General features: G+C 67.6%; 21 protein-coding genes. 13 read left to right on the forward strand and 8 right to left on the reverse strand.

Annotated elements, in window-relative coordinates:
- The first annotated feature begins 178 nt into the window (after nucleotides 1-178).
- Genes MF610_RS16500 through MF610_RS16525 form a run of 6 tightly spaced genes read left to right on the forward strand, consistent with a single transcriptional unit; the run spans nucleotide 179 to nucleotide 3,761 of the window.
- Entirely contained in the window at nucleotides 179-553 is a 375-nt protein-coding gene (locus MF610_RS16500) for a fluoride efflux transporter FluC (RefSeq protein WP_242201043.1), read from the forward strand.
- Nucleotides 550-1,644: an RluA family pseudouridine synthase gene (locus tag MF610_RS16505; protein WP_242201045.1), complete on the forward strand. Its 1,095-nt coding sequence runs from the start codon at nucleotides 550-552 to the stop codon at nucleotides 1,642-1,644. The genes MF610_RS16500 and MF610_RS16505 overlap by 4 nt, the downstream gene beginning before the upstream one ends.
- Nucleotides 1,644-2,219, forward strand: coding sequence for an FMN-binding negative transcriptional regulator (locus MF610_RS16510; protein ID WP_242201048.1), 576 nt, complete (start codon nucleotides 1,644-1,646; stop codon nucleotides 2,217-2,219). Before MF610_RS16505 ends, MF610_RS16510 begins: the two co-directional genes overlap by 1 nt.
- Complete coding sequence (locus tag MF610_RS16515) at nucleotides 2,216-2,875, forward strand: HAD-IA family hydrolase (RefSeq protein WP_242201050.1); 660 nt, start codon at nucleotides 2,216-2,218, stop codon at nucleotides 2,873-2,875. The genes MF610_RS16510 and MF610_RS16515 overlap by 4 nt, the downstream gene beginning before the upstream one ends.
- Nucleotides 2,872-3,081 carry a hypothetical protein gene (locus MF610_RS16520; protein WP_242201053.1) on the forward strand — a complete coding sequence of 70 codons (210 nt, stop codon included), beginning with the start codon at nucleotides 2,872-2,874 and terminating at the stop codon, nucleotides 3,079-3,081. Before MF610_RS16515 ends, MF610_RS16520 begins: the two co-directional genes overlap by 4 nt.
- A complete protein-coding gene (locus MF610_RS16525; RefSeq protein WP_242201057.1) occupies nucleotides 3,078-3,761 on the forward strand; it encodes an ATP12 family chaperone protein in 684 nt (227 codons plus the stop codon). Before MF610_RS16520 ends, MF610_RS16525 begins: the two co-directional genes overlap by 4 nt.
- Here the strand turns inward: MF610_RS16525 and MF610_RS16530 are convergent.
- Complete coding sequence (locus MF610_RS16530) at nucleotides 3,748-4,752, reverse strand: LacI family DNA-binding transcriptional regulator (RefSeq protein WP_242201060.1); 1,005 nt, start codon at nucleotides 4,750-4,752, stop codon at nucleotides 3,748-3,750. The two genes, MF610_RS16525 and MF610_RS16530, sit on opposite strands and share 14 nt — an antisense overlap.
- A 201-nt stretch (nucleotides 4,753-4,953) precedes the next feature.
- Entirely contained in the window at nucleotides 4,954-5,379 is a 426-nt protein-coding gene (locus MF610_RS16535) for an organic hydroperoxide resistance protein (RefSeq protein WP_242201077.1), read from the reverse strand.
- Between the two features lie 99 nt (nucleotides 5,380-5,478).
- Here MF610_RS16535 and MF610_RS16540 point away from each other — a divergent pair, with 99 nt between their 5' ends.
- The 4 genes from MF610_RS16540 (at nucleotide 5,479) to MF610_RS16555 (ending at nucleotide 9,184) form a co-directional block, all read left to right on the forward strand.
- Nucleotides 5,479-5,919, forward strand: a complete 441-nt coding sequence (locus MF610_RS16540) for a MarR family winged helix-turn-helix transcriptional regulator (RefSeq protein ID WP_242201090.1) — start codon at nucleotides 5,479-5,481, stop codon at nucleotides 5,917-5,919.
- A 42-nt stretch (nucleotides 5,920-5,961) separates the two neighbouring features.
- Nucleotides 5,962-7,209 (forward strand): putative DNA modification/repair radical SAM protein, encoded by a 1,248-nt coding sequence (locus MF610_RS16545; protein ID WP_242201093.1) that lies wholly within the window; start codon nucleotides 5,962-5,964, stop codon nucleotides 7,207-7,209.
- Nucleotides 7,210-7,328: 119 nt separating this feature from the next.
- Nucleotides 7,329-7,805 carry a hemerythrin domain-containing protein gene (locus MF610_RS16550; protein WP_242201140.1) on the forward strand — a complete coding sequence of 159 codons (477 nt, stop codon included), beginning with the start codon at nucleotides 7,329-7,331 and terminating at the stop codon, nucleotides 7,803-7,805.
- Nucleotides 7,805-9,184 carry a UdgX family uracil-DNA binding protein gene (locus tag MF610_RS16555; RefSeq protein ID WP_242201158.1) on the forward strand — a complete coding sequence of 460 codons (1,380 nt, stop codon included), beginning with the start codon at nucleotides 7,805-7,807 and terminating at the stop codon, nucleotides 9,182-9,184. Before MF610_RS16550 ends, MF610_RS16555 begins: the two co-directional genes overlap by 1 nt.
- A 448-nt stretch (nucleotides 9,185-9,632) precedes the next feature.
- On the opposite strand, the gene MF610_RS16560 is transcribed toward MF610_RS16555, so the two are convergent.
- From MF610_RS16560 to sdhC, 6 genes are all read right to left on the reverse strand, one after another.
- Nucleotides 9,633-10,277 carry a nucleotidyltransferase family protein gene (locus MF610_RS16560; protein ID WP_242201161.1) on the reverse strand — a complete coding sequence of 215 codons (645 nt, stop codon included), beginning with the start codon at nucleotides 10,275-10,277 and terminating at the stop codon, nucleotides 9,633-9,635.
- Nucleotides 10,267-11,172, reverse strand: coding sequence for an XdhC family protein (locus tag MF610_RS16565; RefSeq protein ID WP_242201164.1), 906 nt, complete (start codon nucleotides 11,170-11,172; stop codon nucleotides 10,267-10,269). The genes MF610_RS16560 and MF610_RS16565 overlap by 11 nt, the downstream gene beginning before the upstream one ends.
- A 199-nt stretch (nucleotides 11,173-11,371) precedes the next feature.
- Entirely contained in the window at nucleotides 11,372-11,941 is a 570-nt protein-coding gene (locus MF610_RS16570) for an ATP-dependent Clp protease proteolytic subunit (protein WP_242201167.1), read from the reverse strand.
- A gap of 517 nt (nucleotides 11,942-12,458) precedes the next feature.
- Nucleotides 12,459-14,276 (reverse strand): succinate dehydrogenase flavoprotein subunit, encoded by a 1,818-nt coding sequence (gene sdhA, locus MF610_RS16575; RefSeq protein WP_242201193.1) that lies wholly within the window; start codon nucleotides 14,274-14,276, stop codon nucleotides 12,459-12,461.
- Nucleotides 14,276-14,662, reverse strand: coding sequence for a succinate dehydrogenase, hydrophobic membrane anchor protein (sdhD, locus tag MF610_RS16580; RefSeq protein WP_242201209.1), 387 nt, complete (start codon nucleotides 14,660-14,662; stop codon nucleotides 14,276-14,278). Before sdhD ends, sdhA begins: the two co-directional genes overlap by 1 nt.
- Nucleotides 14,662-15,066 carry a succinate dehydrogenase, cytochrome b556 subunit gene (sdhC, locus tag MF610_RS16585; protein WP_242201443.1) on the reverse strand — a complete coding sequence of 135 codons (405 nt, stop codon included), beginning with the start codon at nucleotides 15,064-15,066 and terminating at the stop codon, nucleotides 14,662-14,664. The genes sdhD and sdhC overlap by 1 nt, the downstream gene beginning before the upstream one ends.
- Nucleotides 15,067-15,304: 238 nt before the next feature.
- On the opposite strand from sdhC, the gene MF610_RS19235 reads away from it, so the two are divergent.
- The 3 genes from MF610_RS19235 to MF610_RS16600 all read left to right on the forward strand — a co-directional run bounded on the left by MF610_RS19235 (nucleotide 15,305) and on the right by MF610_RS16600 (nucleotide 18,638).
- Entirely contained in the window at nucleotides 15,305-16,657 is a 1,353-nt protein-coding gene (locus MF610_RS19235) for a methyl-accepting chemotaxis protein (protein ID WP_380870584.1), read from the forward strand.
- A 371-nt stretch (nucleotides 16,658-17,028) separates the two neighbouring features.
- Nucleotides 17,029-17,712, forward strand: a complete 684-nt coding sequence (locus MF610_RS16595; RefSeq protein ID WP_242201212.1) for an SDR family NAD(P)-dependent oxidoreductase — start codon at nucleotides 17,029-17,031, stop codon at nucleotides 17,710-17,712.
- The gene (locus MF610_RS16600) at nucleotides 17,709-18,638 is read left to right on the forward strand and encodes a 50S ribosomal protein L11 methyltransferase (RefSeq protein ID WP_242201215.1); all 930 of its coding nucleotides are present in this window, start codon (nucleotides 17,709-17,711) and stop codon (nucleotides 18,636-18,638) included. The genes MF610_RS16595 and MF610_RS16600 overlap by 4 nt, the downstream gene beginning before the upstream one ends.
- Nucleotides 18,639-18,669 lie beyond the last annotated feature (31 nt).

The raw sequence follows: 18,669 nt of genomic DNA on the forward strand, positions 1-18,669 counted from the left end.
GCAACATATAGTAACGATCGGGAAGGCGAGCAGCAAGGGGGCAGGCGTCATCCATGAGCGCGAAACGCCGTGACCCGCCCCGTCCGACCGCCCGGTCGCCGACGGCGGAGCGGAGCGGAGCGACGGCAACGCACGGCAGTTTCATCGCGCGCCACAATCGGCTAGGCGACAGGCGATCATGGGAAATCTATTCATCGTCATGGCCGGGGGCGCTGTCGGCGCGGGCCTGCGGCATCTGTTCGGGCGGTGGGCGCTCGCGAGCTTCGGCCCCGGCTATCCGTGGGGGACGCTGGGCGTCAACCTGATCGGCGGGCTGGCGATGGGGCTGCTGGTCGGCGTGCTGGCGCGTGAGGGCGGCAGCGAGCCGCTGCGCCTTGCGCTGGGCGTCGGGGTGCTGGGCGGGTTCACCACCTTCTCCGCCTTCTCGCTCGACATGATCACGATGGTCGAACGCGGCGCTATTGCGAGCGCGATCGGCTATGCACTGGTATCGGTGATCGGCGCGGCCGCGGCGCTGTTCGTCGGACTACAACTGACGCGGGGAGCGGCATGAGCGACAACGACGTCCGGCAATTCACGGTCGGGGCCGACGACGACGGCATCCGGCTGGACCGCTGGTTCAAGCGGCATCTGCCCGATACCAGCTTCAACATCGTATCGCGCTGGGCGCGCACCGGGCAGCTCCGCATCGATGGCGGGCGGGCGCAGCCCGGCGCGCGGCTGTCCGCCGGTCAGGTCTTGCGCGTGCCGCCGCCCGAATCAGCGATCGTGGCGCAACCCAAGCCCAAGGCGGAGCGCGCGCCGCTGTCGGCCGAACAGACCGAGTTCGCACAGTCGCTGGTGATCCACCGCGACAAGCAGGCGATCGTGCTGAACAAGCCGCCGGGCCTCGCCACGCAGGGCGGGACCAAGACCCACGACCATGTCGACGGGCTGCTCGACGCACTGCAGTTCGATGGCGAGAGTCGGCCGAAGCTGGTCCACCGGCTGGACAAGGATACGTCGGGCGCGCTGCTGATCGCGCGTACTGCGCGGGCAGCGGCGTTCTTCGCCAAGTCGTTTTCGGGGCGCACCGCCAAGAAGGTCTATTGGGCGCTGGTCGTCGGCATCCCCGACATTTCGGACGGCATCATCGACCTGCCGATCGCCAAGCAGCCGGGTACCGGCGGCGAGAAGATGCATGTCGACGAAGCGGAAGGCCAGCCGGCCCGGTCGCGCTACCGCGTGATCGAACGCGTCGGCAACCGCGCCGCCTGGGTCGAACTGCAACCCTTTACCGGGCGCACCCACCAGTTGCGTGTGCACATGTCGGCGATCGGGCATCCGATCGTCGGCGACGGCAAATATGGCGGGCAGGCCGCGTTCCTGACCGGCGGGGTCAGCCGCAAGATGCACCTGCACGCGCGGCGCATCCGCATCGACCATCCCGATGGCGGACAGGTCGATGTGACCGCCGAGCTGCCGCCGCATTTCGCGGAGAGCATCGACCTGCTGGGCTTCGACATGAGCCTTGGCAACGCGATGATCGACGACACCCCGCCGCCGGTGACGAAGGCCGACCTGAAGGCGAAAGCCAAGGCGCATGCCAAGAACTATCGCAAGGAGCGCCGCGGCGAACGGCGGTCGCGGGGCAGTCGCGACTGATGCATCCGAATGCGGCGTTTCGGATGGAGGAGAACGCGGCGCGGGCGTTCGTGGCCGATGAAGGATTCGGCCAGCTGTTCGTGACCACCCCCGATGGCCCGCGCGTGGCGCAGGTGCCGGCGGTGGCGGACGCGGACGGTATTTTGCGCTTCCATATCGCGCGCGGCAACGCGGTGACGCCCCATCTGGACGGGGCCAGCGCGTTGTTCGTCGTGCAGGGGCCGCATGCCTATATCCCGCCCGGATGGTATGCGGCGGGACCGGACGAGGTGCCGACGTGGAATTATGTGTCGGTCGAGGTCGAGGGCAAGGTCCGTGCGCTCGACCGTGCCGCACTGCGTGACCAGCTCGACACGCTCACCGCGACCTTCGAATCCGAACCGCTATGGTCGATGGAACAGATGAACCCGAAAAAGGCGGAGGCGATGATGAACGCCATCATCGCCTTCGAACTGGTGCCGACCGCATGGCGCGGGACAGCCAAGCTGAACCAGAACAAGCCGGCGGAGGTTCGCGCGCGCGTTGCCGATCGGCTGGGCGATCATCCGTTGGCGGCATGGATGCGGGTGCCATGACCCGCCTTGCCGTGTTCGATTGCGACGGGACGCTGGCCGACGGGCAGGCGAATATCTGCCTCGCCATGGCGCTGGCCTTTGCCGATGCCGGCCTGCCCGATCCCGATCCGCGCGACGTGCGACGGATCGTGGGGCTGAGCCTGCCGCAGGCGGTGGCGTCGCTGGTGCCGGGCAGCACGGCCGTGCTGCACGAGGCGGTGGCAGAAGGGTATAAGCGCCATTTCCGGGCGATGCGCAGCGACGGGCGGCTGGCGGAGGAACCGCTGTTCCCCGGCATCGTCGACGCGCTCACCGCGCTGCTCGACCATGGATGGAGGCTGGGCATCGCGACCGGCAAGTCGGATCGTGGCCTGTCGCTGTTGCTGACGCATCACGGGCTGACGCAGCATTTCGTGACGCTGCAGACCGCCGACCGGCATCCGTCCAAGCCGCATCCGGCGATGCTGTTCGCCGCGATGGGCGAAGCCGGCATCCATGCCGATCGCACCGTCATGATCGGCGATACCGGGTTCGACATGGCGATGGCGGTTGCGGCGGGAACGCAGGCGATCGGCGTCACCTGGGGTTATCATGGTCCCGACGAACTGGTCGCTGCCGGCGCGGATCGGCTGTGCGACGATGCCGCCACCCTCCCTGTCCTGCTGGAGCAGTCATGACCGACGACGCGCTTGCCCGTAACCGCTGGATGATATTGGTCGCGATCCGCATCGTCACCGCGTGCGGCGCGGTGTTCGGCGTCATCCTGGTGGCGCGCGCGCAGGACACCACGATGCGCGTACTGGGCGTCGCGATCGTATTGTCGGCGCTATATGCGATGGCGGTCGTACCGCGCGGGCTGCTGGCCAAATGGCGCAGCCAGTGAAGCGGTTCTGGCGCGAGGTCGCGGTCACGGCGGAGGGCGGCATCGCGCTCGACGGACGGCCGGTGCGGACGCCCGGACGATTGCCGCTGGTGGTGCCGTTCGCGGCACTGGCGGAGGGGATTGCCGACGAATGGCGTACGGTTGGGGAAACGGTCGATCCGCGCACGATGCCGCTGACGGGCCTTGCCAACGCCGCGATCGAGCGGATCGCGCCCGAGCCGCACGCCTTCGCCGGGGGACTTGCGGTCTATGGCGGCAGCGACCTGCTCTGCTACCGCGCCGAGCCGGGACCGTTGGCGGACCGGCAGGCGGCGGCATGGGACAAGGTGCTCGGCTGGGCGCGCGAACGCTACGGCGTCGACTTCGTCGTGACCGATGGCGTCATGCCGGTCGAACAGCCACCGCGCACGCTGGCCCGGCTGCGCGAGGCGACGGTAGCGCTGTCGCCATGGGAGCTGGCGCCGCTGTCGCCGATCGTCGGGCTGACCGGATCGCTGCTGCTGGGCCTCGCGGTCGTCGAACGGGCGATCGATGCGGATGGCGCATGGGCGGCGGCGCATGTCGACGAGGACTGGCAGATCGAACAATGGGGCGAGGACGTGCTGGCCGCCGAAACCCGTGCCGCCCGCGCAGGCGAGTATCACGCGGCGATCCGCTTCCTCGACCTTATCCGCGCCTGACCGGGCCGCACGACCCGCCGATCGACAGCGACAGCGTCGCGGTCAGCGGCGCATCGTCCGCCCCGCCTTCGATCCGGTCGATCAGGTGGGTCGTGATCACCGCCGCCATCTCGGCGATCGGACGGTGTACCGTGGTCAGCGCGGGGGTGAGCATCCGCGCCAGAATGCTGCCGTCGAAGCCGACGACCGACAGGTCGCCCGGCACGTCGATCGTCAGCGACGCCGCGACCTTCAGCACCGCCGCCGCCATCACGTCGTTGCCGGCGAAGATCGCGGTCGGGCGCGGGTCGGCCTGCAACAGCCGGGTCGCCGCCGCCACGCCGCTGTCGAAGCCGTAATCGCCTTCCGCTTCGTGCGTGAGGGTCAGGCGATGGTCGGCCAGTCCGGCGACGAATCCCGTGCGGCGCTCACGGGCGGAGGGGGCATCGGCCGGGCCGGACAGCAGGGCGATCCGGCGATGGCCGAGCGCGACGAGATGGTCGGCAACCGCCCGTGCCGCGCCCTGTTCGTCGGACACCAGCACCGCGCCATAGCCGGCGAGCGGAACGGAGGAGAGCGCGACCGCCGGCACGCCCATCGCGGCCAGCGCCCCGGCCACGCCTGCGATGCCCGACACCGGCGGCACGACCACCATGCCGTCGACCCGCGACCGGCCGGCGAAATCGAGTACGTCGGCCACCGGGTCGCCGTCACCCGGCGCGACCGGATGCACCACCAGTTCATAGCCGCGCGCCGCCGCCGCGCCGACGATCCCGCGCTGTAGCGGATCGAGCACCAGCGCGTTGCGGTCGTTATGCGCCAGCCCGAGCAGGAACGACCGCCCGGTCGCCAGTCCCCGCGCCCGCGCGCTGGGCCGGAACTGCAACGCGGCGACGACCGCCTCCACCTGCTCGCGCGTGGCGGCATTGACCAGCGGCGACCGGTTGAGCACGCGCGACACGGTGCGGATCGACACCCCGGCACGCGCCGCGACGTCGGCGATGGTGGTCATCGGCCAGGCCCCGGCCGGGACATGGCATGCGGGGCGGGAACTGCCTCGGCCGTTCCCACCCCGTCATGGTTCGGCGATGCGGCGTCCGAGGGCGCGAACCACCGCATCGTCTGGATCGTCAGCAACCGGCCTCTCCTTCTCGCCCCCGCAAGGTATAGGTGATGCCGGCCGCCGCTGTCGAACGGTCAGGCGAGCGAACGATCAGGCAAGCGTCAGGCCGACATCGACATTGCCGCGCGTCGCGTTCGAATAGGGACAGATGCCGTGCGCGGTATCGACCAGCGCCTGCGCCTGTTGCGGATCAACGCCAGGCACCGATACCTTCAGGTCGGCGGTGATGCCGAACCCGCCCAGCGCGCGCGGACCGATGCCGACGGTCGCGGTCACCGCGACGTCGTTGGGCACCTTGATCCCCAGCTGCTGGCCGGCGACCTTCATCGCCCCGATGAAGCAGGCGGCATAGCCGGCCGCGAACAGCTGTTCCGGATTGCTGCCATCGCCACCGGCGCCGCCCAGTTCGCGCGGGGTCGACAGCTTGATGTCGACGCGCCCGTCCTCGCTACGGGCATGGCCTTCGCGACCGCCGGTAGCGGTGGCAGTGGTGCTGTACTTGACGTCGACTGACATGGGATGCTCCATTTGTTTATCGCGATAAATATTTAGGGTGCCGGTGCGGGACTGTCCAGCATTATTTATCGCGACAACCTTTCATGCTATGTCGGGCGGATGACCCAGCCCCTGCCCCTCGACGACCAGCTGTGCTTCTCGCTCTATGCGGCGACGATCGCGATCAATCGAACGTACAAGCCGATGCTCGACCGGATGGGGATCACCTATCCGCAGTTCCTCGTGCTGCTGACGCTGAGCGAGAGCGAGGACGGCATGGCCATCGGGGCGATCGCCGATCGGCTGGCGCTGGAGCCGAGCACCATCACCCCGCTGGCCAAGCGGATGGAGGCCGCCGGGCTGGTGACGCGGGTGCGCAATCCGGACGACGAGCGGCAGGTACGGGTCCGCCTGACCAAGGCCGGGCGGGAGCGTTGGGCGGAGAGCGGGTGCCTTGCCCCGACCGTCGTCGCGCGCAGCGGCATGGCGCCGGAACGGCTGGTCGCGTTGAATGCGGAAGTCACCGCGCTGCGCAAGGCGCTGACTAACGCATTGGACTGATTACCCCTTGGTGGCGGTGGCGTTAGAACATATATTGAACGGATGGCGCAACTCGACACCCGGCAGAAACTGGCGATCCTGGCCGATGCCGCCAAATATGACGCATCGTGCGCGTCGTCGGGCACCGCCAAGCGCAATTCACGCGATGGCAAGGGGATCGGATCGACCGAGGGGATGGGTATCTGCCATGCCTATGCGCCGGATGGTCGCTGTATCTCGCTGCTGAAGATATTGCTGACGAACAGCTGCATTTTCGACTGCCATTATTGCATCAACCGCAAGTCGTCGAACGTCCGCCGGGCGCGCTTTACCGCGCAGGAGGTCGTGGCGCTGACGCTGAGCTTCTATCGCCGCAATTATATCGAGGGCCTGTTCCTCTCGTCGGGAATCATCGGATCGTCGAACTATACGATGGAGCAGATCGTCGAGGTCGCGCGATCGCTGCGGGAGGATCACGACTTTCGCGGCTATATCCACCTGAAGACCATTCCCGATGCCGATCCCGAGCTGGTGCATCTGGCCGGGGTCTATGCCGATCGCGTGTCGATCAATGTCGAGCTGCCGACGACCGGCGGCCTGAAGCGGCTGGCACCCGAAAAGTCGGCGCCGCAGATCGAGGGGGCGATGAAGGACGTCGCCCATGCGATCGCGGACGGGCGCGATGCGCGCAAACGCTACAAATCCGCGCCGAAGTTCGCGCCGGCGGGGCAATCGACTCAGATGATCGTCGGCGCTGATGCCGCGACCGACAGCGATATCGTCGGCAAGGCGGCGACCCTTTATGACCGGTTCGGCCTGCGTCGGGTCTATTATTCGGCGTTCAGTCCGATCCCCGAGGCGTCGGCGGTGCTGCCGCTGCAACGCCCGCCGCTGATGCGCGAGCACCGGCTGTACCAGTCGGACTGGCTGATGCGCTTCTACGACTATCGCCCCGACGAAGTGCGCGCGGCGGCGGACGATGCGACGGGAATGCTGCCGCTCGACATCGATCCCAAGCTGGCGTGGGCGTTGAAGTTCCGCGACCGCTTTCCGGTCGACGTGAACCGCGCCCCGCGCGAGATGCTGCTGCGCGTGCCGGGACTGGGGGTGAAGGCGGTCAATGCGATCCTGATCGCGCGGCGTTGGCGGCGGCTGGCGCTGGCCGATGTCGGGCGGCTGACGGTATCGATCGCCAAGATGCGGCCGTTCATCGTCGCCGACGACTGGCGACCGGTGGTGCTGGCGGACCGGGCGGAGTTGCGGCCGGTCGTGGCGCCGAAGAAGGCGGATCAGATGGAGTTGTTCGGCTAACCTTCCGTCATCCCGGCCTTCGCCGGGATGACGCGAGGGGCAGTGAAAATCCCTCGCAAGAGAAACCTCCGCCGTTCGCCGCCGTTGCTGGGGGGAACCCCGTACAAAGGAACACCGCCATGGCCGACGCCCGCATCTATGCCGACCTGAAGGCCGATCACGACCGCCACCGCGATCTGCTCCAGCGGATCGATTCCGCCAAGGGTGACGAGCGCGCCGCGCTGTTCGAGGAATTCCGCGTGGAGGTGTCGGCCCATGCCGCCGCCGAGGAGGAAGCGCTCTACGCGACGATGCTCGCCAATCCCGACCTGCGCGACGAGGCGCGGCATTCGGTGTCCGAGCATAAGGAGATCGACGACTATCTGGGCGAGATCGCCAAGCTGGACGCAGGCAGCAACGAGTGGAACGAGCGCTTCGCCGAGATGCGCCACCGCTACGAACATCATATCGACGAGGAAGAGGAAGAGATGTTTCCTGCCGCCGCCGAGGAACTGAGCGACGATGAGGAAGCGCGCATCGCCAAGGTGTTCGAGGACCGCAAGCCCAAGGAACTGGAAATCGCGGAATCCTCGGAAGCGGGCGACGATCGCGACTGATGCGGGTCGCGGCGCTGGCGGCGGCGGATGATTTCGACGGGTGGCGCGATGCCGCCCGCAGCCTCGCCGCGCAGCGCGTGTCCCCGGCGGACGTGGTGTGGCAGGTCGGTGATCTGCCCACCGACCTGTTCGGCGACGAGGCGATCGTCGACGGCAATGCGCCGCCTCCCCGCGTGCCGCGTCCGTTCATCGATCTGGCGCGGACCGTGGCGATGCATGCCGATCCCGAGCGGTTCGCGCTGCTCTATGCCATGCTCACCCGCCTGATCGCCGAACCGCGGTTGATCGACGACAAGGCCGATCCGGCGCTGCGGCGGCTGGAGGAGATGGCCAAGGGGGTGCGGCGCGACATCCACAAGATGCGCGCGTTCCTGCGCTTTCGCGAGGTCGAGGAGGACGATACCACCCGCTTCGTCGCGTGGTTCGAACCCGAACATCATATCGTGCGGCACAATGCGCGGTTCTTCGTCGACCGGTTCGCCAGCATGCACTGGTCGATCCTGACGCCCGAGGTGTCGATGCACTGGGACGGCGAGACGCTGACCGAGGGGCCGGCGGCGGCCAAGGCCGATGCGCCCGATGGCGATCCGGTCGAGGAAGTCTGGAAGACCTATTACGCATCGATCTTCAATCCGGCGCGGTTGAAGAAGGGCGCGATGCTGAGGGAAATGCCGCGCAAATATTGGAAGAACATGCCCGAAACCGCGCTGGTCCCGGCGCTGATCGCGGGGGCGCAGGCACGTGAGGCGGCGATGATCGAGACGGCGCGGGCAGCTCCGGGCGGCAACAGCGAGGTGGCGTGGGCCGCCCTGCGCGAGGAGGCGGCGGGGTGCCAGCGCTGCCCGTTGTGGAAGCCAGCGACGCAGACGGTGTTCGGCGAGGGACCGGTCGATGCGGCGATGATGGTGGTCGGCGAACAGCCGGGCGATCAGGAGGATCTGGCCGGGCGGCCGTTCGTGGGGCCGGCGGGGCAGGTATTCGACCGGGCGATGGAGCAAGCCGGGATCGACCGGTCGCGGGTCTATGTCACCAACGCGGTCAAGCATTTCAAGTTCGAACCGCGCGGGAAACGGCGCATCCATGCCAAGCCGGGCGTGGGCGAGATCGATGCGTGCCGCTGGTGGATCGAGCAGGAACGCGGCATCCTGCGCCCGCGGATGACGGTGGCGCTGGGGGCGACGGCAGCGCGGTCGCTGACAGGCAAGACGGTGACGATCTCGCGCGAGCGCGGGCGGGTGCTGACGCTGAGCGACGGCAGCGCCGCGTGGATCACGGTGCATCCGAGCTATTTGCTCCGGTTGCCGGATAAAACCCAGGCAGATGAAGAGTTTGCACGGTTCGTCGAGGATTTGAGGGGGGCGCAGGCGGCGATGGCGTGAGGCCAAAGTTCACTAAGTTCACACTCGCCACGGTTTCGTTCGCATGTGGCTTTCCCTTTGAACCACACGTCATGCCAGCGAAGGCGGGCATTCCCCGATGATGGCGCGGGACAGGAGCCGCTAGAGGCCCCAGCCTTCGCTGGGGCGACGTGTGGGGCTTACGGTAGAAAGATCGTTTTCACGCGAAGGCGCGGAGTAGAAGAAGAGTGTTTTCGCGCAGAGGCGCAGAGGACGCTGAGGGTTGTGGAACGGGTGACGTCGGCCTGTCTGGTGCAGCCTTTTCGCTTGCTGCCTCCCAGAAAGAGAGAGCCGCTACGCGGCGAGCGCAACCTCTCTACGTCCTTTGCGCCTCTGCGCGATCAAATCCTTTCTTCTTCTCCGCGCCTTCGCGCCTTCGCGTGAACCAATATTTCCTAGACGCTAACCCAACCCGCCCCCTGTAGGAAAATCATTCCGGCCGCGGATGCCACCAGGGTTCGGGTCGCGGCAAGGTGATCGCGTCGTGCTGTTCAGGCGCTTCGGCGATGGCGCGCAGGCGGTCGAGGTCTTCGGGGGTGTCGATGTCGATCAACTCCGCCGGTGCGGTCACGACGTGACGGCCGGCGCGGACGAGGTCGCGGGCGCCGGCATCGCCCTCCAGCGATTCGAGGAAGTCGAAGCGGCCCGCGCCGAATACCGCCGGCGGACAGGGCTTGGTCCCGTCGCTCGATGCCACCACGGCGTCGGCATCGTCGCGGGCGGTGTCGAGCAGGCGGTAGACATGGGCGGCGGTGATGCGCGGCATGTCGGCGAGCGCGATCACCACACCCTTCGCGCCCTTGGCCCGTGCTGCGCGCAGGCCCAATTGGACCGAGCGCGACATGCCGTCTGCCGGCACTTCGTTGACGATCACGTCGAACCCGCGCGAGGCGAAGTCGAGCGTCGTCCCGTCGATCACCGCGACGCGGCCGAGGAACGGGATCGCCTCCAATGCGGTCACGACATGATAGGCGACCGGCTTGTGCAGGAATTCCTGCGCCAGCTTGTCGGCATCGCCGAAGCGCTGCGAACGACCCGCCGCCAGCAGGATCAGGACGGCATCTTCAGCGCGCATGGAAGTTCCTCACCATTGCCGCCGCGATCGACAGCGCGATTTCGGACGGGCCGATCGCCCCGATGTCGAGGCCGACCGGACCGTCGATCCGCTCCAGCCCCTGCGCCCCGGCGGCGGACAGGCGTTCGAGCCGCGCGGCATGGCTGCGCCGCGATCCGAGCGCGCCGATATAGGCGGCGGGAGTCTTCAGCGCTTCGATCAGCGCGGGGTCGTCGATCTTGATATCGTGGCTCAGCGTCACGACGGCGGTGGCGGCGTCGGGTTTGAGCGCCTGCAACGCCTCGTCCGGCCAGCGATCGTCGAGGGTGACGCCGGGGAAGCGCTCTTCGGTCAGAAAACGCGCGCGCGGGTCGATCAAGGTGGTGGCGATGCCCAGTTCGCGCGCCATGCCGGCCAGCCCCTGCGCGATCTGCACCGCGCCGACGATCAGCAGCCGGCGCGGCGGGTCGTAGCGGTTGACGAAGCCGTCGCCTTCGCTCGCCTCCGTCCGGCCGGTGGCGAGGTCGGTAGTGAGGGTCAGCGCCTGTCCGTCCATGCGGGCAGCGTCGATCGCGTCGAACAGCGCGGGGTCGAACTGATCGCGGTCGACGCGCTGGACCATCACCTCGATCTCGCCGCCGCAGGGCAGGCCGACCTCCCATGCCGCGGCGTCGGCCACGCCGTAGCGTTTTACGGCGAAGGGGGCACCGGCGATGACCTCCGCCGCGGTGGCGAGGATGTCGCTTTCGACGCAGCCGCCCGATACCGATCCTTCGAACCGGCCGTCTTCGTGGACCAGCATGTGGCTGCCGCGCGGTCGTGGGGCTGACCCCCAGGTCGAGGTGACGGTGGCGAGTGCAAGCGGCGCACCGGCCCAGTCGCGGGCGGCGGTCAGAACGGAGTCATTGTCGGCCATGATGTTCCGATGATGGGGGAATTTGGCTAGGTTCGCCACAATAGGTGCGGTGTGGACCGGCGCGTGGCAAGGGCCCGTTGCCACGAACATACCGTACCCCCGCGCAGGTGGGGGTCCAGAGTTGCAGAAACCAACGTCGCGCTTTGGACTCTGGACCCTCGCCTGCGCGGGGGTACGGTTCGGGCAAGGGAGCGGACCGTCAGATCACGTCCAGCACCAGCCCGCGTGCCTTCGCTTCCTCGGCACCGATATACCAGTTGGCCGGGGCCTTCTGCACCAGTTCCTCGAACGGGACCTGCGATCCTGCGACGATCGCGCGGAAGCCCTCTTCTTCGATCTCGACCGAGGTCTCGATCTCGTGCAGCTTGGCCTTGAGCGTCGCGACCAGCATCTTGAGCGGGCCGGACAGTTCGATGGTGCTGGTCATCTGCCGCTCGTGCAGCATCAGGCGCGTGCCCTTGGTCAGGAAGCGCTTGTCGACCGGGAAGGCCGACATGAAGGTCGAACCGGCGGAATAGACCGCGACCTTGCCGAGGAACAGCGCCTCACGGCCGGTGTAATCGCGCAGCAGGCGGATATCGTCACCCATTGCGCGGGCGACTTCGGGATCGCCGCCCAGCGTCGAGATCGACACGACCAGCGGGCCGTCGGCGGGGGCGCCCAAGACCTGGTTGCGGAAGCTCTCGTACATCGCATGGTCGACCGGGCCGGCGAGATGGACGTGCGGGCGGGCGAGCAGCGGATAGTCGTTGACGTTGGTGTCGGGCATGGCGGGCGTTCCCTCTGGCGTGGTCGGCGGCGGTAACCGGGAGCGGGTGGGGTTGGTTCCGGTTTTCGCTGCGAATGATTCACGCGAAGGCGCGAAGGAGATTAGGGGTTCGCGCGGAGACGCGGAGACGCGGAGGGGTTTCGCTGTTGGCGAGTTGGCCGGGGCGTTGCGGCGTTGGGGTTCGTGGGAAGGAATTGGGGGAGGCTCGCTGGCGCGAGATGCGGGACCTTCCCATTGTCACCCCGGACTTGATTCGGGGCTCCGCTTGCTTGCCAAGGCAGGAGAAGAAGCGCGGCCCCGGATCAAGTCCGGGGCGACGTGTGCGGGGCGGCTGGTGCCAGGTCGCGACCGCTGCCCTTGCGGAACCCTCCGCGTCTCCGCGGTTCTGCGCGAACCACTTTCTTCGTTGCGTCCTCTCCGCCTTCGCGCGAACCACTCTCTTCGCGCCTTCGCGTGAAACAAAAAGGGCGACCGGCTGCCAAGCCGATCGCCCTTTTGCGAACCAGAACCAACGAACTCAATACACCCGCTTCTTCGGCTTGATGTACTCGATCTCGTCGGTGAGGGTGTAGTCGTGCACCGGGCGATAATCGATCGCGGTGGTGCCGAGCTTGCCGCCCCAGCCGTCGAACGTCGCGATGGTATGCTTCATCCAGTTGGCGTCGTCGCGATCGGGAAAATCCTCGTTCACGTGCGCGCCGCGGCTTTCCTTGCGGTTCTGGGCCGAGCGGATGGTGACCATCGCCTGTGCCAGCAGATTGTCGAGTTCGAGCGTCTCGACCAGATCGGTGTTCCAGATCAGCGACCGGTCGGTGACGTTCACGTCGGCGAACGACCGATAGATGTCGTCCATCATCGTCACGCCTTCGTTCAGCAGCGCGTCGTCGCGGAACACGGCACAATGCTTCTGCATCGTCTTCTGCATGTCGAGGCGGATCTGCGCGGTCGGCTTGCCGCCGCTCGCGTTGCGGAACTTGTCGAGACGGGCAAGCGCCAGGTCGGCCGAGCCCTCGGGCAGCGGCTTGTGCGGGGTGTTGGGCTTCAAGGTTTCCTTGAGGCGCAGGCCGGTCGCACGGCCGAACACGACCAGATCGATCAGCGAGTTGGAGCCGAGGCGGTTGGCGCCGTGGACCGACACGCAGGCCGCTTCGCCGACCGCGAACAGGCCAGGCACGACCGCGTCCGGGTTACCGTCCTTAATCGTGACGACTTCGCCGTGATAATTACAGGGAATGCCGCCCATATTGTAATGGACGGTCGGGGTCACCGGCAGCGGCTGGCGGGTCAGGTCGACGCCGGCAAAGATCTTGCCGGTTTCGGTGATGCCCGGCAGGCGTTCGGCCAGCACCTTGGGATCGATATGGTCGAGGTGCAGGAAGATATGGTCGCCGTCCTTGCCGACGCCGCGCCCTTCGCGCATTTCCATCGCCATCGAGCGGCTGACGACGTCGCGCGAGGCGAGATCCTTGGCCGAGGGGGCGTAGCGTTCCATGAACCGCTCGCCGTCCTTGTTGGTGAGGTAGCCGCCCTCGCCGCGCGCACCCTCGGTGATGAGCACGCCCGCGCCGTAGATGCCGGTCGGGTGGAACTGCACGAATTCCATGTCCTGCAGCGGCAGGCCGGCACGCAGCACCATGCCGCCGCCGTCGCCGGTGCAGCTATGCGCCGAGGTCGCGGAGAAATAGCAACGGCCATAGCCGCCGGTCGCCAGCACCACCGAATGGGCGCGGAAGCGGTGGATCGACCCGTCTTCCATGCACAGCGCGATCACGCCGCGGCAGACCTTGCCCTCGGACGTGTCCTCCATGATCAGGTCGAGCGCGAAATATTCGATGAAGAAGTCGGCGTCGTACTTCAGCGACTGCTGGTACAGCGCGTGGAGCATGGCGTGGCCGGTACGGTCGGCGGCGGCACAGGTGCGCTGCACCGGGGGGCCTTCGCCCATATTCTGCATATGGCCGCCGAACGGACGCTGGTAGATCGTCCCGTCCTCGTTCCGGCTGAACGGCACGCCGGCATGTTCCAGCTCGATGACCGCCGCGGGGGCTTCGCGAACCATGTATTCGATCGCGTCCTGGTCGCCGAGCCAGTCGGAGCCCTTGACCGTGTCGTACATGTGCCACGACCAGTGGTCGGGCGAGTTGTTGCCGAGCGAGGCCGCGATGCCGCCCTGTGCCGCGACGGTGTGCGACCGGGTCGGGAATACCTTGGTGATGCAGGCGGTCTTCAAACCGGCTTCGGCGATGCCCATGGTGGCGCGCAGGCCCGAGCCACCTGCCCCCACGACGATCGCGTCATACGTGTGGTCGATGATCTTGTAAGCGTCGGTGGCCATTATGCGGGCGTCCCGGTGAAAGCGATGCGGAGGATCGAGAAGGCGGCGAACAGCCAGCCCGCGCCATAGACGAGGTTCAGCGCGATCAGCGCGACGACGCGCGTTTCGTCATGCTGGTAATCCTCGATCACGGTCTGCAGGCCCATCTTGGCATGGTAGAAGACCGAGGTGGCGAGCAGGATCAGCGGCACCGCGCCCCATGCCGACGACACCCAGGCGAACATGGTGTCGTAGTCATAGGCCGGCAGCAGCGCGAGCGAGAGCACGAACCACAGCATCAGGACGAGGTTCGAGACCGCCGTCAGCCGTTGATGCCAGAAATGATGCGCGCCGGCCTTGGCCGACCCCAGGCCGCGGACGCGGCCGATGCTGGTTCCGTTACCCATCAGTGCTTCCCCACCAGCAGCCAGGCCCACAGCGCGGCAGTCGCGCAGGCGGCGAACACGATCGTCGCAATCGCGCTCTGCCGGTTGCCCTTCAGTTCGAAATTGGCGCCGATATCCATGAAGAAATGGCGGATGCCGTTGCCGATATGCTGGAACAGCGCGAAGCTGAGCCCGATACCGACCAGATAGCCTACCGGCGCGAACGGCCCGGTGAACCATGACAGGAAGCGCGCATAGCTTTCCGCGCCACCCGACAGTGCTGCCAGCCACCACACGAACAGCGCAAGGCCGACCGTGCCCATGGCGACACCGGTCGCGCGGTGGAGGATCGACACCAGCATGTTCGGCCCCCAGCGCCAGATCTGGAGATGGGGCGATACGGGGCGGGATTTGGGGCGGACCATGGCCAAGTCGGACGTTCCTCAAGCAGCGCGTGCAACCACGTCGGGCGGGTGCGGATTTCCAGCGATTGTGGCCTATCTACGCACCCGCCCCGCCGATGCAAGTCCGCTCGCACGAAAGGGCGATGCCGCCGGGTCCGTGGTCAACCGACTGTTAACGCCTTTCTTCCTATTTTGCCGAACAGACGGGACGACGAGCGGCCACCGCGGCACGCCCGCCGAATCGACATGGGGGATACCGGTGAACACGAAACAGCTTCCTGCGGCCGAAAGCGTCAGCCCGACCATCGATCTGGCCATGCGGTTGCGGATGTTCGACTTTTCGGATCGCGAGATCGCCCAGGCGCGCGAACTGTGGACCGTGATCGAACCGCATGTGCGCGAAATCGCGTCGACGATCCTGCCCCATTCCGAACGCATCGGCGGGCGCAACGTCGTAGCCGCCGATGTCGAACGCGTCATCGAACTGGGTGCCGCCTATCTGCGCAACCACTTCACCAATCTTTCCGGCCTCGCATGGGTGCAGTCGGTGGAACGCACGGTCGCACGCGCGTTTTCGAGCGGGTCGTCGCTGACCGCGGTGCTGGCGATCATCGACGCCTGCGGCCGCAAGACGATGGAAGTGCTGCAACGCGAACTGGCCGACGACGAACCCGGCCTGCGGACTTGCACGATGCTGCTGCTGCGGACCCGCGCGCTGGAAAACGACGTCTATGTCGCGCTGTACAGCGCCTATATGGCGTATGACCTGCAGGCGTCGCGCGACGCGCTGGCGCATGAATTCCGCGACAATATCGGTACCACCGTCGAACGCGCGAGCCGCGAGAGCGACACGTTGCGCGTCCATGCCAGCCGGTCGTCGGCCAATGTCCGCGGCATGCTGGGCAAGGCGTCCGAAGTCGCCGCCGCCGCCGAACAGTCGGCGGTCGCGATGCGCGAGGCGGCAGCGACGTCGGCCGGACTGATCCGCGCGATCGAGGATGCCCGCATGGAAGTGGAAGCCGCCGCCGAGATCGCGACGCGCGCATCGGAACAGGCCGGTACCGCGGTCGGCATGTCGGAAGCACTGTCGGACCATGCCAAGTCGATCGAATCGATCCTGGGCCTGATCCGCGATATCGCCGGACAGACCAATTTGCTGGCGCTGAACGCCACGATCGAGGCGGCGCGCGCTGGCGACGCCGGCCGCGGCTTCGCGGTGGTGGCGCAGGAGGTGAAGAGCCTCGCCAGCCAGACCGCGCGCGCAACCGACGACATTGCCGCCAAGATCGCCGCGATCCAGGCGGCGACGCGATCGACGGTCGAAACCAACGCGTCGATCCGCGCGACCGTCACCGAAGTACAGGAAAGCGCCAACCGCATCCGCAGCGCGATGGAGGTGCAGGCGCAGACCGTCACCGCGATCACCGCCGCGGTCGACGAAACCGCGCTGGCCGCCGATTCGATGTCGTCGACCATCGCCGCGATCCGCGAGGACACTGAAATGGTGGCGTCGGAAATCGACCGGGTCGGCAACGGGTTCACCTCGCTCGACGGGGAACTGGGCGCGCTCAAGACCAGCGCGGTGGATTTCGTGGGGAAGGTCGCGGCGTAAGCTTTCGCGCCGCGCAATGCCCTTACGCTTCGTTATTCCCGCGGAGGCGGGAATCCATAGACGCAGGTGGTTCGGCTCGGTCCGCTGGCGGCAGCGTATATGGGTCCCCGCCTGCGCGGGATGACGATGATGGGGGCGTTGCGACCTGCGATCCGGTCGTCACCCCAGCGGAGGCTGAGGTCTTTCGCGGATGGCGCGGCGCGTAAGTCCCGGAAGATCCCAGCCTTCGCTGGGATGACGGATGTGGCGCGGGTGGTTGTTGTGGTCCGACGGCAATTACCTTTTCACCCGTCACCCCGGATCAAGCCCCGGGTGACGAAGACGGCTGGTCGCCCCGTTGCCCCCTGCCACGCCCCCGCCTACACGCGGGCATGGCCCATATTCTCCTGACCGGGGGATCGCGCGGGATCGGGGCGGCGATTGCCGACCGGCTGCGCGAACCTCACCAGCTTGCCGTGCAGGCGACGCGTGGCGACCTCGCCGCCGACTTCGCCGATCCCGCCGCCCCGGCCGATCTGTGGACGCGCGCGCTCGACCGGCTGGACGGGCGGATCGACGTGCTGATCAACAATGCCGGGGTGTTCGAGGCACACGACCTGTCGCTGCCGCATGACGAATGGGTTGCCGGGTGGGAGCGGACGCTGCGCATCAACCTGACCGCCGCCGCTGAACTCAGCCGGCTGGCGGTGCTGCACTGGCAGGCGAGCGGTCGACCGGGGCGGATCGTCAACATCGCCAGCCGCGCGGCGCATCGGGGCGACAGTCCCGCGCACTGGCATTATGCCGCGTCGAAGGCAGGCATGGTCGCGATGACCAAGACGATCGCGCGCGCCTATGCCGCCGACGGCATCCTGGCCTTCGCGATCTGTCCGGGGTTCGTCGCGACGGCGATGGCCGATGCCGCCGGGCCAGCGACGGCGCAGGCCGATATCCCGCTCGGTCGGGTAGCGCAGGTCGACGAAGTGGCGACGGTCGCCGCCTTCTGTGCCACGGAGGCGCCCGAATCGATGACCGGCGCGGTGCTGGACATCAATGGCGCGAGTTACGTGCGATGAGCTGGAAACTGACCCTCCCCTGCACCCGGGCCGAGGCCGAGGCGATCGATGCCGCCGATTTCGGGATCGATCCCGCGCCGGTGCTGATGACGACCGAGACGGTCGAGGACGATACCGAGACGTGGCGGCTCGACGCCTATTTCGAGCGCGAGCCCGATGCGGGGGCGATCGCGGCGATCGCGGCGCTGGTGCCGAGTGCGGCGGGCCACGCCCCTGCCATCGAGGCGCTGGGCGACGAGGATTGGGTGACGATGAGCCAGGCGGGGCTGGAGCCGCTGCATGTCGGGCGCTTCTATGTCCATGTCGGGGCGCTCGACGCGGTGCCGGCGGGGGCGCGGGCGTTCCGGATCGATGCCGGCCGTGCGTTCGGGACCGGGCATCACGAGACGACCAGCGGGTGCCTGGCGATGCTCGACCGGCTGGGCGCGACGGATTTCGGCAACGTCATCGATCTGGGGACCGGGACCGGCTTGTTGGCGTTCGCCGCGCGCGAACTGTGGCCGGCGGCGCGGGTGATCGCGACCGATATCGATCCGGTGGCGATCGACGTCACCGCCGACAATGCGCGGACGAATGCGGTGGATCGGGTCGAGCTGGTGGTCGCCGATGGTGCGCTGTCGGACGCGATCACGGCGGCGGCGCCTTATGACCTGTTGATCGCCAACATCCTTGCCGGGCCGCTGATGTCGATGGCGCCCGAGGTGGCGGCGATCGCTGCGCCGGGAGCGACGATCGTGCTGGCCGGGTTGCTGGAGACGCAGCGGGCTGAGGTGGTCGCGGCCTATGCGGCGTGCGGCTGTACGTTGGAAGAGGTCGACCGGCGGGGCGATTGGAGCGTGCTGCGGATGGCGGCGGGGGCCGAACGGTTCGTGCCGACCGGGCCGATCGATCCCAAGGGTCGCGACGGGTGGGCTTTGGATTTGTAATTCCTCCCCGCTCTGCGGGGAGGGGGACCGC

The organism is Sphingomonas hankookensis, from assembly GCF_022664465.1.
In the GTDB taxonomy this organism is placed as follows: domain Bacteria; phylum Pseudomonadota; class Alphaproteobacteria; order Sphingomonadales; family Sphingomonadaceae; genus Sphingomonas; species Sphingomonas hankookensis.

Excerpts from the sequence above, each read along its gene's own strand:
- MF610_RS16510 (WP_242201048.1), top strand. The coding sequence starts at position 1,644 with ATGCATCCGAATGCGGCGTTTCGGATGGAGGAGAACGCGGCGCGGGCG.
- MF610_RS16570 (WP_242201167.1), bottom strand. The coding sequence starts at position 11,941 with ATGCCCGACACCAACGTCAACGACTATCCGCTGCTCGCCCGCCCGCAC.
- MF610_RS16520 (WP_242201053.1), top strand. The coding sequence starts at position 2,872 with ATGACCGACGACGCGCTTGCCCGTAACCGCTGGATGATATTGGTCGCG.
- MF610_RS16515 (WP_242201050.1), top strand. The coding sequence starts at position 2,216 with ATGACCCGCCTTGCCGTGTTCGATTGCGACGGGACGCTGGCCGACGGG.
- MF610_RS16555 (WP_242201158.1), top strand. The coding sequence starts at position 7,805 with ATGCGGGTCGCGGCGCTGGCGGCGGCGGATGATTTCGACGGGTGGCGC.
- MF610_RS16530 (WP_242201060.1), bottom strand. The coding sequence starts at position 4,752 with ATGACCACCATCGCCGACGTCGCGGCGCGTGCCGGGGTGTCGATCCGC.
- MF610_RS16600 (WP_242201215.1), top strand. The coding sequence starts at position 17,709 with ATGAGCTGGAAACTGACCCTCCCCTGCACCCGGGCCGAGGCCGAGGCG.
- MF610_RS16560 (WP_242201161.1), bottom strand. The coding sequence starts at position 10,277 with ATGCGCGCTGAAGATGCCGTCCTGATCCTGCTGGCGGCGGGTCGTTCG.
- MF610_RS16540 (WP_242201090.1), top strand. The coding sequence starts at position 5,479 with ATGACCCAGCCCCTGCCCCTCGACGACCAGCTGTGCTTCTCGCTCTAT.
- MF610_RS16500 (WP_242201043.1), top strand. The coding sequence starts at position 179 with ATGGGAAATCTATTCATCGTCATGGCCGGGGGCGCTGTCGGCGCGGGC.
- sdhA (WP_242201193.1), bottom strand. The coding sequence starts at position 14,276 with ATGGCCACCGACGCTTACAAGATCATCGACCACACGTATGACGCGATC.
- MF610_RS16595 (WP_242201212.1), top strand. The coding sequence starts at position 17,029 with ATGGCCCATATTCTCCTGACCGGGGGATCGCGCGGGATCGGGGCGGCG.
- MF610_RS16535 (WP_242201077.1), bottom strand. The coding sequence starts at position 5,379 with ATGTCAGTCGACGTCAAGTACAGCACCACTGCCACCGCTACCGGCGGT.
- MF610_RS16545 (WP_242201093.1), top strand. The coding sequence starts at position 5,962 with ATGGCGCAACTCGACACCCGGCAGAAACTGGCGATCCTGGCCGATGCC.
- sdhD (WP_242201209.1), bottom strand. The coding sequence starts at position 14,662 with ATGGGTAACGGAACCAGCATCGGCCGCGTCCGCGGCCTGGGGTCGGCC.
- MF610_RS16550 (WP_242201140.1), top strand. The coding sequence starts at position 7,329 with ATGGCCGACGCCCGCATCTATGCCGACCTGAAGGCCGATCACGACCGC.
- sdhC (WP_242201443.1), bottom strand. The coding sequence starts at position 15,066 with ATGGTCCGCCCCAAATCCCGCCCCGTATCGCCCCATCTCCAGATCTGG.
- MF610_RS16505 (WP_242201045.1), top strand. The coding sequence starts at position 550 with ATGAGCGACAACGACGTCCGGCAATTCACGGTCGGGGCCGACGACGAC.
- MF610_RS16565 (WP_242201164.1), bottom strand. The coding sequence starts at position 11,172 with ATGGCCGACAATGACTCCGTTCTGACCGCCGCCCGCGACTGGGCCGGT.